This window comes from Catenulispora sp. MAP12-49, assembly GCF_041262705.1.
Lineage (GTDB): Bacteria > Actinomycetota > Actinomycetes > Streptomycetales > Catenulisporaceae > Catenulispora.
Genome location: NZ_JBGCCP010000042.1, coordinates 1 through 12860, shown reverse-complemented (window position 1 = coordinate 12860; position 12860 = coordinate 1). Strand labels below are relative to the sequence as shown.

Sequence of the window (12860 nt, the reverse complement as noted above, 5' to 3'; positions counted from 1 at the left end):
GGACGCCTGTCGCCGGTCAGCGGTCCAGACCGAGCAGGTCGCGACCCATGCGGACCAACGTCGCGCGGACCTGCTCGGGGTCGTCGAGTTCGGCTGCGGACAGGGCTCCGTCGTGCAGCAGGACCATGGCGCGGCCGGCGTACTCGGGGTCTGGGTGTCCGGTGCGTTCGGCAAGTTTGGTGACGGTGTCCTGGAACCAGGCGCGGTGCTCGGCGACGGCGGTCCGGACCTGGTGGTCCGGGTCGGGATACTCGGCCGAGGCGTTGATGAAGTGACAGCCGCGGAAGCCGGTGCCGCACACGACGTCGCCGATGAAATCCAGCAGTGCGGCGGCACCTGCCTCCGAGGTCGGCTCCTGCTCCAGGAGGGCGTCCACGGCGTCGCGCAGATCCGCGTCGGTGGCCCGCAGGTAGGCCTCGACGAGGTCTTCCTTGGCCGGGTAGTGGCGGTAGAAGGTCGCCCTGGTCACGCTCGCCTCGGTGACCAGGCGGTCCACGGGCACGGTGTGGATGCCCTCGGTGTAGAAGAGCCGGCGGGCTGTCTCCAGGAGACGGTCCTTCGGGCTCGAAGCCATGCTCGACATGGGCACATTCTACAAGAAGGAACGTTCTGTTGACCCGGGGGCGCAGGGCGGCCTAGAGTCGGCCGCATGAGCAGAACGAACGTTACTTCTGGCCGTTCCACCGTGTCCGTCGTCCTGGTGCACGGTGCGCTCACGGACGCCTCGGTGTGGCACGGCGTGGCCCGGCGCCTGCAAGCCGCCGTCCACTCCGTCCACTCCGTCCATGCCGTCCATGCCCCGGCCCTGCCGATGCGCAGCCTGGACCAGGACGCCGCCTACCTCGCCGGGTTCCTCAGCCGCCTGAGCGGCCCGGTGGTGCTCGCGGGCCATTCCTGGGCCGGCTCGGTCATCTCCCACCCGGACATCGCAGGGGTGGGAAACGTCGCCGCCCTGGTGTACGTCGCCGCCTTCCAGCCGGACACCGCAGAGAGCGCCGGCGAGCTGAACAGCCTGTTCCCCGGCAGCGGGCTCACTCCCGAAAACCTCGCGGTCGCGCCGAACCCCCTCGGGGGCGACGATCTGACCCTGCTGCCGGAGCGCTTCGCCGAGGTCTACGCCGCCGACCTGGAGCCCGCGGACGCGGAGGTGTTGGCCTTCAGCCAGCGTCCGATCGATCCCGCAGCCCTGAGTCAGACGTTCTCCGGGCAGCCGGCGTGGCGCTCGATCCCTTCGTTCGCCGTGGTCTCCACCAACGACCGTTCGCTGCCGCCGGCAGCCCTGCGCCATATGGCCGAACGCGCGGGCTCGCAGATCGTCGAGGTCCCGTCCTCGCACGCCGTGCCGCTGGCCCAACCCGGGGCCGTCACCGACCTGATCCTGAAAGCTGCGCGCGCCGTCGTCACCAGCGGTGCCGCCTTCTCGTCCTGAAAGGAAACCCCACCATGACCGACTCGAACTTCAGCACCTACCTGCACCGCAACCAGCAGTTCGCGGAGACCGGCGCCAAGGACAAGGTTCCCGCGATCCCGTTCATCCCCTTCAACCAGCTGTATCTGATCACCTGTATCGACCCCCGGGTCGAGCCGGCGGCGATCGTCGGCGCACAGCTGGGCGAGGCGATCATCTCCCGCAACATCGGGGGCCGCGTCACCCCCTCCGTGATCCGCGACATGGCCTGGATCTGCCACCTGCACGAGACCAAGACCCCGGACGCCGACTGGTTCGAAGTGGCGATCATCCACCACACCGACTGCGGATCCGCCCTGTTCGCCGATCCCGAGCTTCGCCGCGGCAACGCGGCACGCGGCGGCTACGACGAGCAGACCGCGGCGGACATGGCCGTCCTCGACCCGCACGCCACCGTCCAGGAGGACGTCAAGCGCCTGCGCCAAGCCCCGGAACTGGCCGGCGGCATCGACCGCTTCAAGGTCGGCGGCTACGCCTACGACCTGCGGACCGGCCTGATCACCACCGTCGTCCCGGCCGCCTGAGGCGACCGAACGCACTGACTCGATCGGGGTCTTGCCGCGCTAGCCGCCGACCCCCTGCTCCAGCGCTCGGCCATCCGCAGCACCAGCGGATGGACGCCGAGCGCCTGGCCGGCCAGGACATAGGGAGTCGGGTCATCCGCGGGAGTTGTTGATCAGGAGCAGCTGCTGGCCGTTGGTACCGGCGTGCGCGGGACCCACGGCGACGGCAGTGGCGGTGAGTGCGAAAACCCCGGCGAGGACAAGGCCGCCGAGCCGCTTACGTATGTTCACACTGTCGATCATGTCAGAGTTGATCATCAGTGTTCTCCTTCGATCCCCGCCAAGCGAGATGCTTGACCAGCCGTCAAACCGACGCTTGCGGCACACACGCGGCAAAACATGGCCGGCGCCCATCACGGTGCACAGCAGATCGTGGCCCTCGGCCCGGCCATGGACGGTGGCATGCCGGCCTCCCGAGGGTGTCGACCGGGGGAGGTCGGCATTGGCGTTCTTGCCGCGCCGTGAAGTCGGTCCTGCTCGGCCCTACTCGGTCCGCAGCGCGGTGGCGGTCCGGGTCTTCGCCGCCCAGCCGGCCGGCAGCAGTGCCCCGAGCAGGGCGATCACGATCCCGCCGGCCAGCAGGGGGATGAGCTGCCCGGCGGTGTAGGTGTGGGTGACGCTCGGGGGCAGGTGCCGGCCGATCGCGTTCCCCATCGGGGTGAGCGTCGCCTTCTCCACCGCGACCCCGAGCGGGACCCCGATCAGCCCGGCGATCAGGCCGGTGAGTGTCACCGAGGCCAGAACCATCGTGATGGTCTGCTTCGGTGTCATCCCGAGGGCCTTGAAGATCCCCAGATCATGGACCCGCTCCCGGGTGTCCTGCACCACCATGCTGAGCACCCCGAGCGCGGCGACCGCCACCATCATCAAGGTGAGCGTGGCCACCAGGGCGCCCATGGTGATCATCACGATGTTCTTGCCCCCGTCCGAGTTCGGCTGGACCGAGGCGTCCAGCGGGGTCAGCGCGGCGGCGGCCGAGGTGGTCCAGTCCGGTCCGCTGACGTTCGGGGCCAGCTGGACGTTGAACTGCTCGATGTGCGGGGCCAGACCGGCGGCGGTGAAGGTGGCCGCATCCGTCATGACCGTGTAGTCGCCCACGTTGGTGTCGAAGTTGATGCCGACGACCTTCAGCGGCAGTTGCTTGTTCTGCTGCGCCACGGTGACGGTGTCACCGACGTGGATCCCCACCGTCGTGGCCAGCTTGTCGCCGACCACGGCCTCGCCGGGCGCCGAGAACCAGCGGCCGGACACCAGCTCCATGTTCGTCCAGGAGAAGTCGCCCGCGACCGTGAACACCTTCGGCGGTTCGCCGCCGGGCGGGGCGCCGACGATGGTCGCGCCGCTCTCGCCCCAGCCGAACGCGGCCTTCGTGCCCGGGATCCCCTCGAGCGCGGCGGCAACCTCGGCGGCATCCAGGTGCGGCCTGCGCGGGTCGTTGGGGCCGTAGAAGCCCCAGGCCACGCCGACGTCGGCGGTGGGTTCCACGAACTCCGACGCGACGTTGAAGCCGGCGGTGCTGGTGTCCAGGTACCTGTTGAACCCGCTCTCCAGCCCCACCGCGAACGTGGCACTCACCACGCCGAACAGCACCGCAGCACCGACCAGCACGGCTCGGGCCGGCCGGGCGAACGGCTGGGCCAGCCCCAACGACAGGGCCCGGGGCAGCGGCAGCCGCGAGGCCAGACGCTGCGCCCTCTGACCGCCCCCGGGCTTGGGGGCGCGGCCGACCACCAGGGCCCGCACCGTCGGCATCCGGCCGGCCCGCAGCGCCGGGATCAAAGCCGTGACGCCGACGATCAGCAGGGCGCCCAGCGGCACCACGACACTGACCCACAACGGAATCGTGGCACTGGCCGCACTGGCCGCACCGAGCTGCTTGGTGGCCCCGCCCAGGATCGGCACGGCCAGGAGGTTGCCGAAAGCCGTGCCGAGCACCAGGCCGAGTGTCGCCGGGATCATGGCCTGCGCGGTGTAGGCGCGGGCCACCTGCGAAGGGGTGAAGCCCAACGACTTCAGAATCCCGATACGCCGGATCCCCGAGGCCACAGCCCCGCCGACCACGATCGAGATGATCAGCACCGCAATGAACAGCCCGAGGATCCCGAAGCCGATCAGGAACGGCACATAGGCCCTGGCGTTGCCGCCGGCCTGCTGCTTCGCGGTCAGGTACGACTGTCCGCTCTCGACCGCGCCGGCCGGCGCGGCGGCGGCCACCGCCTGCTTGTCGGTGGCGATGTCGGCGTCGGTCCCGGCCTTGGCGAACCGGTAAAGCATCTGCTCGTCGGACTTGGCGCCGGCAGCGGTGAGCCGTGCGAAACCGTCGGCGGTGGCGAAGGCGGTCGCACTGTTGGTCACCGAATTGGCGAAGCCGACGACCTTGAACGACGGCTTGCCCGGCAGGGAGGAGAACACGACCGAACTGCCGAAGCAGGCGGTGGCATAGTGCTGCCACGGCAGGGCGATCTCGCCCGGGCCGGCCGGCCAGCGCCCCTGGGTCAGCGCCAGCTGGTCCATCCCGGAGGTGCTGCCCAGGTCGGGCCGGGTGGTGACGGTGATCGGATGGTTGTCCTGACCGGCCCAATCCTTCTGGGGGCAGTCCGTGCCGATCGTCGTGTCCAGGGCGGCGGCGATCGGGTACGGTCCGGCCGCCTCGGTGACGCCGGCGGCGTGCGCGGTGGCGGCGGCCTGCGCGGCCGTGACCTTCGAACTGTCGAACTGGACCGCCAGGTGCGCGCCGTTCCGAGAGCTGAAGGCGTGGTCGAACGGGGCCTGCACGACGGCCAGCAGGCCGAGGGAGAGGACTGAGGACGTCACCGCGGCGAACGTCGTCAGGGCCATGACGAGGGACTGCAAGCGGCGCCGGCCCACGCCGGAGCGTACGACCTTGCCCAGGGCGCTCACCGGCTCACCGCCAGCAGCAGGCGGGCCACGGCCCGGAAACCGGCCTCGAAGACGCGCCGGAGCATCGGCGGCTTGCGCAGTGTCATCGGACCTCTCCCGCCGGACGGGTCAGCGGCGTGCGGGCGGCCAGGCCGGCCAGGCCGGTCACGCCGGCCACGCCGCCGTCGTTGACGACGTCCCGCTCGACCGCACCGTCCACCAACTCGATCGTGCGGCGCGCGGTGCTCGCGGCCAGCTGCACGTCGTGGGTGACCAGCAGGATGGTCTGGCCCTCGCGGTTCAGGTCCAGCAGCAGCCGGCGCACGTCCTGCGCCGAACCCGAGTCCAGAGCGCCGGTCGGCTCGTCGGCCAGCAGCAGCGCCGGCCGGTTCATCAGCGCCCGCGCCACCGCCACCCGCTGCCGCTGACCGCCGGACAGCCGCTGCGGATATGCCTTGGCGTGCCGGTCGATGCCCAGCGAGCCGAGCAGCTCGGCGGCCCGCCGCTTCGCTTCTTCCTTGCCCATCCCGGCCAGCCGCGCCGGAACCATGACGTTGTCCACCACGGTCAGGTCGTCGAGCAGGTTGAAGAACTGGAAGATCATGCCGATCGAGGCCCGGCGGTACCTCGCCGAACCCGCCTCGCCGAGCTGGTCGACGCGGGTGCCGTCGACGGTCACGGTGCCGCTGGAAGGCTTGTCCAGGCCGGCGATCAGATTCAGCAGCGTGGACTTCCCGCTGCCGGAATGGCCCAGGACCGCCACGCACTCGCCGGACGCCACGGACAAGGTCACCCCGGCCAGCGCGGGCGGGCCGTCGTCATATTTCTTCGTCGCGTCCTGGAGAGCGATCATTGGTGCATTCGTCATGGCCACGAACCTAGAAACGGACCATGATCCCCGGCGTCGGCCGGCGGATGTCACCTTCCCGCAGGCCATCGCCCCGGGGGTGTACCGATGTACATCCCCGGGGCGACGCACAGAACCGACGCCACTGAATACGATCTCCGTATGGAAGAGCTTCTCCAGCGTCTCTCGACATCGAAGCGCGTGACCTGGCTGATGTCACAGGCCGCGGTGCTGACCGTCGCCTGCTTCTACGCGCTCATGCTCGTCGTGACGACGCCGAGCCCGGTCGACGGCGTGTTCCGGTTCCCCCACCTCGGGCACTTCCCGACCATGGGTCTGTGCGTCGTGCTCGCCCTTCCGGTCCTGCTGGTGCGCCGTCTGCCGACGGCCGTCTTCGCGGCGGTCCTGGGCGAATCAGCCCTCGGCGACCTTTTCGGCGCGCGGGCCTTGATCATGCTCATCCTGCTCGTCGCCTTGAGCGGGTACATCGCCGCCCGGCGGCCGAAGGCTGCCGCCGTCGGCGCCGTCGCGGGCGTCGCGGACGCGTTCGTCAGCGACATCCACGTCCACGGGCAGTCCGTCGGCGGCGCGGCCCAGTGGGCCGGGTGGGTCGCGTTGTGGTTCGCGCTCGCGTGGGTCTTCGGGGGTGTGTATCGCAAACGCAGTGAATACCTCGAAGCCCTCCAGGAGCAGACCGAGGCCCGCGTCGTCATGGCCGAGCGGCTGCGGATCGCCCGCGAGCTGCACGACAGCGTCGCGCACAGCATCGGGATCATCACGGTGCTGTCGGGAGCGGCGGCGCGGGTCGTGGAGACCAAGCCCGAGCAGACGCGGCAGGCGCTGGCCGGCATCGAGACCACCAGCCGGGAGACACTGCTGGAGCTGCAGCGCATGCTCGGGGCGCTGCGCCGCGCCGAGCCGGACGACGCCATGCCGCAGGCCGCTCCGCTGGCGCCGGCCGGCAGCCTGGCCGACGTCCCGCAGCTCGCCGAACGCACGGCCGCCGCCGGGCTGCGGGTCCAGGTGGCCTGGCAGGGCGAGCGGCGTCCACTGCCGCCGGAGATCGAACTGTCGGCGTTCCGGATCATCCAGGAGTCGGTGACTAACGTGGTGCGGCATTCCGGGGCGCGGACCTGCCGGGTCGCGGTCGGTTACGAGCCGACCGCAGTGCGGATCGAAGTGGTGGACGACGGCGACGACGGTCTGGGCGGGCCGAGCCGCCCGAGGTTCGCGGCCGGGGCCGGCGGGAGCGGCTTCGGCCTGCTCGGCATGCGCGAGCGGGTGACGCTGCTGTCCGGCCAGTTCAGCGCCGGCCAGCGTCCGGAGGGCGGATTCCGGGTGACGGCGAGCCTCCCGGCATGAGCGTGCGGGTCCTGCTGGTCGACGACCAGCCGCTGATGCTGGTCGGCCTCGCGATCCTGATCGGCGACACCGACGACCTGGAGGTGGCCGGCCAGGCCGGCGACGGCCACGAGGCGGTGCGCCTGGCGCGTGAACTGCGGCCGGACGTCGTGGTGATGGACATCCGGATGCCCGGCATGGACGGGATCGAGGCCACCCGCCAGGCGACCGCCGAACCCGACCCGCCCAAGGTGCTGGTGCTGACGACCTTCGACGACGACGAGTACGTCTACGGCGCACTGCGCGCCGGGGCCAGCGGATTCCTGCTCAAGAGCATGGCCCTGGACGCGATCCTGGACGCGATCCGCGTGGTGGCGGCCGGCGACGCGCTGATCGCGCCGAGCGTGACCCGGCGGCTGATCGCGGACTTCGCCGGAACGTCCGGCCCCGCGGGCCCCGCGGCCCCCGAACCGGACGCCGAGCCCGCCGCGGACTGGAGTCCCATCGCGGGCATCACCGACCGGGAGCGCGAGGTGCTGGGTCTGGTCGGACAGGGACTGTCGAACGCCGAGATCGCCGAGCGGCTGGTGATCAGCGCGGCGACGGCGAAGACGCACGTCGCGCGCCTGTTCGCCAAGCTCGAAGCGCGGGACCGCGTCCACCTGGCGATCATCGCCTTCGAGACCGGACTCGTGCCGCGCAGACGCTAGGGCAGGATCAGGAGAACGCCCACCCGGGCTGCCGCCACGGCACACCGGCCTGCGGGGGCATCGAGCCGGATGTCATGATTTCCGCGTGACGCGTGTGCTGCTGGTCGAGGACGACGAGGTGATCCGGATAGCCGTGGGCCGGGCTCTGGAGCGTTACGGCTTCTCGGTGGCGACGGCGCCGGACGGGCTGACGGGCCTGGAGCGCTTCCGCGAGGCGGCGCCGGATCTGCTGTTGCTGGACGTGATGCTGCCCGGACTCGACGGCATCGGATTGTGCCGGCGCGTCCGCGAGAGCAGCCAAGTGCCGATCCTGATGATGTCGGCGCGCGGCGATTCGCTGGACGTGGTCGGCGGGCTGGAGGCCGGGGCGGACGACTACGTGGTCAAGCCGGTGGACACCTCGGTGCTGGTGGCGCGGATCCGGGCGGTGATGCGCCGGACCGCCGTGGATCCCGACAGCGAGCCGCCCGCCGTGCTCGCCTTCGGCGACGTCCGGATCGATCCCGGCGGCATGGAGGTCACCCGCGGCGGCGAGCCGGTCGCCCTGACGCCGACCGAGCTGCGGCTGCTGCTGACGCTGGCCGCCCATCCCGGCGTCGTGCTGGAGCGCCACCGGTTGCTGCGTGACGTGTGGGACTACCGCTGGCAGGGCGGCGACTCCCGGGTCGTCGACCTCTGTGTCGCGCGGCTGCGGACGAAGATCGGCGCGGAGCGCATCGAGACGGTCCGCGGCTTCGGCTACAAGCTGCGCCGATGAGGAACCCGCTGCGTTCCCTGAGCCTGCGGATGGCCGTGCTGTCCGCCGTGGCCGTGACGGTCGCGTCCGGTTCGATCGGGCTGCGCATCCACCAGACCACGAAGTCGGGTCAGCTCTTCTACGGCCGGGCGAGCGCGGAGTCGGACCTGGCGCAGACGATCTCGGCCGGCCTGCAATCGGATCAGGCGGGACCGGCTCCCGACGTGCCAGCCCAGTTGGTCGCCCAGGCCCAAGCCTCGACTATATCAGTGACCTTCTATGACACCAGCGGCCCTTCGCCGGTGATGTGGGCGGCCGAGTCCTTCCACGGAACGATCGTGACCGCGCAGTATCCGATGGCCTCCGAACAGCGCGACCTCGCAGCGCTGGATCGGCGCACCTTCTACGCGGCCGCCGGCACGGTCGCGGTGCTGGTTCCGCTGGCTGCCCTCGGCGCGGAGTTCGCCGGGCGGCGGCTGCGTCGCGCAGCGCGCATCGCGCACCGGATCGCGGCCGGCGATCTCGAGGCCCGCATCGGCCCGCGGGGCCGAGCCGGCGACGAGGTCCACGACATCTCGGCGGCCGTCGATTCGATGGCCGACTCGCTCCAGCGGCGGTTGCGGGCCGAGCAGCGCTTCACCGCCGACGTCGCCCACGAGCTGCGCACCCCGCTGGCCGGACTGGTCGCGGCCACGGAGCTGCTGCCGGACGGCGAGGCGACGGAACTGGTCCGGGACCGAGTCCGTGCCCTGCGAAGCCTGACCGAGAACCTGCTGGAGGTCTCCCGCCTGGACGCACAGGTCGAGACGGCGGACTTCGTCGCGGTGCCGCTGCGCGAGTTCATCATCGAGACCGTCGAAGACACCAGCGCGACCGTACAGCTCAGTACCGTACAGCTCGGTTTCGTCGACGATCCCGTGGTGCGAACCGATCCCCGTCGCCTCGACCGGATACTGACCAACCTGCTCCTCAACGCCCACCGGCACGGTGCCGCGCCGATCGAGCTCACCGTCGACGGCCAGACCCTGACCGTGCGGGACCACGGTCCCGGCTTCCCGCCGGACATCCTCGCCGCGGGGCCGTCCCGCTTCCGAACCGGCGCGCCCGAACGGGGACGCGGCCAGGGCCTCGGCCTGACCATCGCCCTCGGCCAGGCCCGGGTCATCGGCGCTCGTCTGGAGTTGGCCAACGCCTCCGACGGCGGCGCCGTCGCCAGGCTCACGCTCCCCCACGCTTCGCAGATACCAGACTGATACAGAGCCCAGGCCCGATCGACACACCGTTACGGTCGCCCCGATACGGGGCCGGGAGATCGTCGGAGCGTGAACGAGTCCCGCCACCTCCGCGCCCGCGTGGCCATCCCGGTCCTCGCCGTCGTCGGCCTGATCACGTCCGCCGCCGCGGTCGCCTTCGCTCACAGCGGTGACGACCACTCCGTGCCCCAAGGCATGTTTGCGGCCGCATCCGGGTCCACCGCCACAACCGAGTCCTCACCCGAACTCGCGTCGGGATCCACGCCCGGAAATGCGCCCGCGCCGACACCTTCGCCGGTATCGCCGAATGTCGGCTCCACCCTGCCATGGCCGTCCCAAGGCCAGGCGGCGGTCGAGGTGGAGGGCATCGGCAGCCTCGGCACGAAGGGCGATCAGAGGCCGGTCCCGATAGCCAGCGTCACCAAGGTGATGACCGCCCTGGTCGTCCTGAACGACCACCCGCTCGACGGCGACGATCCCGGCCCGATGATCGGTGTCGACGGCCGGGCCGCCGCCGAAGCGTCCGACCCGCAGCAGTCGACCGTACGAGTCACCCAGGGGCAGACCTTCAGCGAACACGACCTGCTGGAGATGATGCTGATCCCGTCCGGCAACAACATCGCACGGCTGCTCGCCCGCTGGGACGCCGGATCCGAGAACGCCTTCGTCACCAAGATGAACGCCGCCGCGCGCAGCCTCGGCATGACCGCGACCACCTACACCGGGGCCAGCGGGTACGAGGAGTCGACCCGGAGCACCGCCGCCGACCAGCTCAAGCTGGCCGAGAAGGTCGTCGGCAACGACGTCTTCGACCAGATCGTCGCCATGCCCACCGCCACGGTCCCGGGCCTGCGCGACCGGCTCGTCAACACCAACACCCTCCTCGGCGAGAACGGGGTGATCGGCATGAAGACCGGCTCCACCACCCCGGCCGGCGGCGCGCTGATGTGGGCGGCCCGCCAGCCCGACGCCTCCGGCAAGACCCGGCTGGTCCTCGGCGTCGTCCTGGACCAGCATCAGGGCCCGACCTCCAACGACGACCTGCGCGCCGCGCTGGCCGCCAGCAGCACCCTGATCAGCGGCGTGGCCCGCGCGCTATCCGCCGGCTCCGTCTGACCAACGCCTCCCGCGCGCACGGCGGGCATGGCGGGCACGGAGATATTCGGTCACGAGCACGCGCAGCGCGGCGGGTTTTCCCGGGGAGGCCGAACGGCGCAGCAGTGCGGGGATGTCGCGGCGGGCGGCGGCCACGGTGAGTTCGTCCAGGCGAATCATGCAGCGGAACATGGCGCGATGAGCGGGCGGAACGAGGTCCAGCACGGCCCCGGAACCGCCGAGTCCCTGCTCGACCCGGTCGAGCTGGTCGGAGATCAGGGCGTATACGGTCCTCAGGCCCCGAGCTTGTTCGAGATCGGCGCGCGTGACGCCGTGCTGCTTGAGGGTCTCCTCCGGGATGGTCAGACGGCCGTCCGCCAGGTCCTGAGCGAGGTCGTTGACGAAGTCGAGCCGTTGGATGGCCTCGATGTACACGCGGCAGGCGGCGCGATAGGCCTCCTGGTCCCGGTCGGGCCCGAGCAGGGTCGCGACGAGCATGAAGGCCGGGAGTGAATATCCGTCGACGTATTCCTGATAGTCGGCGTCGGTGGCGAAACCGGTGAAGTGCAGGTCTTTGTCCGCCGAGGCCAGGTAGCCCCGGACCCGGTCCCCCACTACCGGATACGCGGCGACGGTGTGCAGCAGCGGGCGCAGCTGCGGGTTGGCGCTCTCCCCGTCGGCCAGGGCATCGAGCACCTCGTCGTCCCAGCGCTTGTACGCGTCTTGGCGTCCCTCGACGGGACCGCTGTCGATCAGGTCGTCGGTACGGTGCATGAAGGCGATGGCAGCCAACGTATGCGGAACGATCCTGGCCGGAAGCAGCAGATCGGCGGCGATGACGATCTCCCGCTTGAATGCTCGGGCCTGCTCGCGCTGACGGCTGTAGTCCTCGCGCAGTCCGGCCTCGTCGATTCCGGCCGCGTCCAACGCACGATTCCACCCGGCCATCAAGAACCGCCGGACTCAGGGGCGGCGATGGCGGCGAGGAGTTTGTCGGCAAGGCGGTCGAGGTAGTCGGGGGCGGTGGGGGTGCGGACCACGGCCAGGCGCCAGTACAGGGGGCCGGCGAGGAAGTCGAGGGCCAGCTCGAGGTCGGTGGCGGCGGGCAGCTCACCGCGTTGGATGGCGTGTTCCAGCATGCGGGTGGCTTTGCCGCGGCGGGTGTCGCGGACGGCCGTGAACAGTGCCTGCTGGAGTTCGGGGTTGCGGGCACCCTCGGCGAGAAGGTCGGGGATGATCCTGGAGGCCAGTGGCGTGCGCAGTGCCTCGGCGGCCTCGGTGAGGAATGCAAGGACGTCACCGCGCAGGGTTCCCGTGTCGGCGGACGCGGGGGCGTCCACAGCGACGGCGGTGGCCAGGGCCACGGTCATGTCGAGCTTGGACGGCCAGCGCCGGTAGATGGCGGCCTTGCCCGCTCCGGCACGTTTGGCGACCGCCTCCAGGGAGAGCCGCGCGTAGCCCGTCGAAGCCAGTTCCTCGAAGAAGGCGGCTTCGATCGCCTCGGTGACCGAGTCCTGCAGGACGGGCCCTCCGGGGGGCCGGCGCTGGGGGTCGGGGGTCGGAGCGTCAGCGGTGGGCATGCCCTCAACCTACTACGAGACGGACCGGTTGCGTCTCGTCTAGCCCGGGACTACTGTCCTCCGTAGACGAGACGCCACCGCTTCGTCTCGGCAGGTCTGTTGATCCCTCAGAGCCGAGGCCGCACGCCGCACAGGCGCCGCCGGAGGCCCCCTTGACTGTGGCCTTTGGCTGTCGCTCTTGATCTTGATCTTGACTATCGCAGTAGACAGCACCACCTACCCAGACCATCAGCAGCCAACGCGCCCCGACCACCGCCCCACGACCGCGCCACCCTACGGATCCCGTAAACCGTGCGCGAGTCGGGTCGCCCCGGGCGTCTCAGCCCGGGGCTCCCACAGAACCGTGCGTAACAGTCTCCCGTTACACGGCTCTTGTCGTTCTGGTCA

Annotated in this window: 13 protein-coding genes; 7 read left to right on the top strand and 6 right to left on the bottom strand. The window is 70.7% G+C overall.

The window, feature by feature from the left end; translation table 11 throughout:
• Positions 1–16: 16 nt before the first annotated feature.
• A complete protein-coding gene (locus tag ABIA35_RS42550) occupies positions 17–583 on the bottom strand; it encodes a TetR/AcrR family transcriptional regulator (protein ID WP_370361773.1) in 567 nt (188 codons plus the stop codon).
• Positions 584–649: 66 nt separating this feature from the next.
• Between ABIA35_RS42550 and ABIA35_RS42545 the strand changes: the two genes are divergently transcribed.
• Together ABIA35_RS42545 and ABIA35_RS42540 are read left to right on the top strand one after the other, a co-directional pair.
• Entirely contained in the window at positions 650–1429 is a 780-nt protein-coding gene (locus ABIA35_RS42545) for an alpha/beta fold hydrolase (protein WP_370361772.1), read from the top strand.
• Between the two features lie 14 nt (positions 1430–1443).
• Positions 1444–1992, top strand: a complete 549-nt coding sequence (locus tag ABIA35_RS42540) for a carbonic anhydrase (RefSeq protein ID WP_370361770.1) — start codon at positions 1444–1446, stop codon at positions 1990–1992.
• Between the two features lie 132 nt (positions 1993–2124).
• On the opposite strand, the gene ABIA35_RS42535 is transcribed toward ABIA35_RS42540, so the two are convergent.
• The 3 genes from ABIA35_RS42535 to ABIA35_RS42525 all read right to left on the bottom strand — a co-directional run bounded on the left by ABIA35_RS42535 (position 2125) and on the right by ABIA35_RS42525 (position 5779).
• Positions 2125–2289 carry a hypothetical protein gene (locus tag ABIA35_RS42535; protein ID WP_370361769.1) on the bottom strand — a complete coding sequence of 55 codons (165 nt, stop codon included), beginning with the start codon at positions 2287–2289 and terminating at the stop codon, positions 2125–2127.
• A gap of 225 nt (positions 2290–2514) precedes the next feature.
• Positions 2515–4932 (bottom strand): ABC transporter permease, encoded by a 2418-nt coding sequence (locus ABIA35_RS42530; RefSeq protein WP_370361768.1) that lies wholly within the window; start codon positions 4930–4932, stop codon positions 2515–2517.
• A gap of 82 nt (positions 4933–5014) precedes the next feature.
• Complete coding sequence (locus ABIA35_RS42525; RefSeq protein WP_370361767.1) at positions 5015–5779, bottom strand: ABC transporter ATP-binding protein; 765 nt, start codon at positions 5777–5779, stop codon at positions 5015–5017.
• Positions 5780–5920: 141 nt separating this feature from the next.
• Here ABIA35_RS42525 and ABIA35_RS42520 point away from each other — a divergent pair, with 141 nt between their 5' ends.
• The 5 genes from ABIA35_RS42520 (at position 5921) to ABIA35_RS42500 (ending at position 10914) form a co-directional block, all read left to right on the top strand.
• Positions 5921–7120, top strand: a complete 1200-nt coding sequence (locus ABIA35_RS42520) for a sensor histidine kinase (protein ID WP_370361766.1) — start codon at positions 5921–5923, stop codon at positions 7118–7120.
• On the top strand, positions 7117–7809 hold the full coding sequence (locus ABIA35_RS42515; RefSeq protein WP_370361765.1) for a response regulator: 693 nt from the start codon (positions 7117–7119) through the stop codon (positions 7807–7809). The genes ABIA35_RS42520 and ABIA35_RS42515 overlap by 4 nt, the downstream gene beginning before the upstream one ends.
• Positions 7810–7894: 85 nt before the next feature.
• Positions 7895–8566 (top strand): two-component system response regulator CseB, encoded by a 672-nt coding sequence (cseB, locus tag ABIA35_RS42510; RefSeq protein WP_370361764.1) that lies wholly within the window; start codon positions 7895–7897, stop codon positions 8564–8566.
• Complete coding sequence (locus ABIA35_RS42505) at positions 8563–9798, top strand: ATP-binding protein (RefSeq protein ID WP_370361762.1); 1236 nt, start codon at positions 8563–8565, stop codon at positions 9796–9798. Before cseB ends, ABIA35_RS42505 begins: the two co-directional genes overlap by 4 nt.
• A 69-nt stretch (positions 9799–9867) precedes the next feature.
• Positions 9868–10914, top strand: coding sequence for a D-alanyl-D-alanine carboxypeptidase family protein (locus tag ABIA35_RS42500; protein ID WP_370361761.1), 1047 nt, complete (start codon positions 9868–9870; stop codon positions 10912–10914).
• Here ABIA35_RS42500 and ABIA35_RS42495 read toward each other — a convergent pair.
• Together ABIA35_RS42495 and ABIA35_RS42490 are read right to left on the bottom strand one after the other, a co-directional pair.
• Complete coding sequence (locus tag ABIA35_RS42495) at positions 10894–11820, bottom strand: phytoene/squalene synthase family protein (protein WP_370361760.1); 927 nt, start codon at positions 11818–11820, stop codon at positions 10894–10896. The genes ABIA35_RS42500 and ABIA35_RS42495 overlap by 21 nt on opposite strands.
• 20 nt (positions 11821–11840) lie before the next feature.
• Entirely contained in the window at positions 11841–12473 is a 633-nt protein-coding gene (locus ABIA35_RS42490) for a TetR-like C-terminal domain-containing protein (protein WP_370361759.1), read from the bottom strand.
• Between the last annotated feature and the right edge of the window lie 387 nt (positions 12474–12860).

What these genes read in the sequence shown, in the direction of transcription:
- ABIA35_RS42550 (WP_370361773.1), bottom strand. Translation starts at nt 583, where the DNA reads ATGTCGAGCATGGCTTCGAGCCCGAAGGACCGTCTCCTGGAGACAGCC.
- ABIA35_RS42545 (WP_370361772.1), top strand. Translation starts at nt 650, where the DNA reads ATGAGCAGAACGAACGTTACTTCTGGCCGTTCCACCGTGTCCGTCGTC.
- ABIA35_RS42540 (WP_370361770.1), top strand. Translation starts at nt 1,444, where the DNA reads ATGACCGACTCGAACTTCAGCACCTACCTGCACCGCAACCAGCAGTTC.
- ABIA35_RS42535 (WP_370361769.1), bottom strand. Translation starts at nt 2,289, where the DNA reads ATGATCAACTCTGACATGATCGACAGTGTGAACATACGTAAGCGGCTC.
- ABIA35_RS42525 (WP_370361767.1), bottom strand. Translation starts at nt 5,779, where the DNA reads ATGACGAATGCACCAATGATCGCTCTCCAGGACGCGACGAAGAAATAT.
- ABIA35_RS42520 (WP_370361766.1), top strand. Translation starts at nt 5,921, where the DNA reads ATGGAAGAGCTTCTCCAGCGTCTCTCGACATCGAAGCGCGTGACCTGG.
- ABIA35_RS42515 (WP_370361765.1), top strand. Translation starts at nt 7,117, where the DNA reads ATGAGCGTGCGGGTCCTGCTGGTCGACGACCAGCCGCTGATGCTGGTC.
- ABIA35_RS42505 (WP_370361762.1), top strand. Translation starts at nt 8,563, where the DNA reads ATGAGGAACCCGCTGCGTTCCCTGAGCCTGCGGATGGCCGTGCTGTCC.
- ABIA35_RS42490 (WP_370361759.1), bottom strand. Translation starts at nt 12,473, where the DNA reads ATGCCCACCGCTGACGCTCCGACCCCCGACCCCCAGCGCCGGCCCCCC.